The following is a 1,785-nucleotide window of genomic DNA, read 5'->3' as shown; positions in this document are numbered from 1 at the left end:
GTTGGGCGTGTTCGGCGTGTTCGGGTTGTTGTGCCGGTGGTGGGGGCGCGGTGGGGGCGGCTTGCTGACGGAGTGCACCACCGCGTCGTGGTGTGTCGCGGGCGCGGCCTCGGCGCTGGCGACGCCGACGGTGCCGGCGAGGAGCGCGGCAGCGCAGGAAGCCCCTGCTATGCGGGCGACTCGATTTCGAGCGGTAAACATGGGGAACCTCGCTATCAGTCGTTGAGGGGTCGAGATCTGCGGCGTTCGAAATCCCGAGGATGAAATACCAGAGGGCACCCTCAGTTTTCGGCGGAATTGACAGTCCGGTCACCACCAGCATCGCTCGGGTGAATATCATCGAGACTGTCCACGACCATCACAGGCGGCGGGTCAGCCGGCACGGGCACCTGGATGAGAATGGGAACGAAGACGACGTCACCGTGCCTGAACTCGGCCTTCTTCGAGAATCGGTAGCAGACGACCGCACCCGGGTTCCTGCGCGTCTCATAACACCGTAGCGCCGACTTCGTATTCGCGTTCGCCTGCGCACCCTTCGACAGTGCGCTTGCCTCACTCGTATAGGGACCCAATACGCCGGCCGCCAAGAGTGAGAACACGGCCGTCGCGAGCCAGACGCCTCGCAACGTCGCCTTCCGCATCCTCACCATCCTGGGAATCGCCAGCACAGGGTCCACCTATCAGCGCACAGAGATACACCGGCATCCAGCGCACGACATGTTCCAAGACTCAGCGACCGGGGTTCGGCTGAACAAGAGGCAGAACTACCGACACTGTGGGCGGAAACGCCCACAGCCGCGGGGCGCGTCAGCCGGGCGGTTCGCCCGCTCCGTCGCGCAGGAGGGCCAGGCGTACCAGGTCGGCCCGGCGGTGGCAGCCGGTCTTGCCGCGGAGCCGGTCGAGGTGCGTGTGAACGGTGTGCTCACTAATATTCAACTTGGCGGCGATTTCCCGATCGGTGGCGCCATTCGCGATGAGTTGCAGGATCTGCCTCTCCCGATGCGTGATGCGAGTACGCTGCTCACGGAGGGATTGATCCCGCAATCTCGTGGAGAAATAAATATCCCCGGAGGCGGCGGCACGGACCGCTGCCAGCAATTCCGCTTCTCCGCTGCGCCGGCTCACATACCCGCTGGCACCGGCTTCGATGAAGAAGAAAAGCTCGGTCTGCGTCTCGGAGGCCGACAGAATGACCGCCGCTTGGCCCTGCTGACGCAATCGGGCGATAAGGCGGGCCATGTCCTCAAGAGGTGACTGAAGGTTCACCAGGACGACGTCGGCGGCGCCCGTCTCGTAGTCCCACTCCTCACTCCCCTTGCTGGAGGCGACCCTCCGCAGGTCCGGCGCGGTGTCGATCACCTGCTCAAGGCCTCGCCGCAGCAAGGGGCAGTCGGAGACGACTGCTACGGCTACACGCACCGGATGTGGGCTCATCGAGGTTCCTGGTCGGCTGGGTGCCACGATCGCATCACTCTCAGAATCCCCGCTCCCCGCCTCCTCGGCATGCCGAGCGGGACCATCGGGGGTCGAGCGCCTCAGCTTTCCCTCAAAGAAACAGCGTTCACCTGCCGGGCCGAATCGACAGGGGCGAGCGTTCTGGCACACGCCGTATCTCAGAAGAAGAGACGGCGAAAGGACGATCCGGGGGCCGAACACTCGATGGCAATGACAAGCCGACCCATCCGCCTGGCCCTCTCCATGTGTGCCGCCGCCCTGGCCACGACCGGTTGCGGCTCCGGTCCTGACGGCACAGCCTCCCCTGCCCCGGCCCACCCCGCCCACCTC

The 1,785-nt window shown here is 65.2% G+C and carries 2 protein-coding genes and 1 pseudogene; all 3 read right to left on the bottom strand.

What is annotated here, in order from left to right; translation table 11 throughout:
* Window positions 1-201 (bottom strand): annotated as a pseudogene (locus tag CCN72_RS40135) (hypothetical protein); the annotation flags it as partial.
* Between the two features lie 80 nt (window positions 202-281).
* Window positions 282-668 carry a hypothetical protein gene (locus tag CCN72_RS36745; RefSeq protein WP_086812648.1) on the bottom strand — a complete coding sequence of 129 codons (387 nt, stop codon included), beginning with the start codon at window positions 666-668 and terminating at the stop codon, window positions 282-284.
* 139 nt (window positions 669-807) lie between these two features.
* On the bottom strand, window positions 808-1,359 hold the full coding sequence (locus tag CCN72_RS36740; protein WP_158101478.1) for a LuxR C-terminal-related transcriptional regulator: 552 nt from the start codon (window positions 1,357-1,359) through the stop codon (window positions 808-810).
* Window positions 1,360-1,785: the final 426 nt, after the last annotated feature.

The sequence above is a fragment of the Streptomyces murinus genome (assembly GCF_002154555.1).
GTDB classification, from domain to species: domain Bacteria; phylum Actinomycetota; class Actinomycetes; order Streptomycetales; family Streptomycetaceae; genus Streptomyces; species Streptomyces murinus.
Note: the sequence above shows the minus strand (reverse complement) of the source record. Positions and strands in the feature narration are given on the sequence as shown.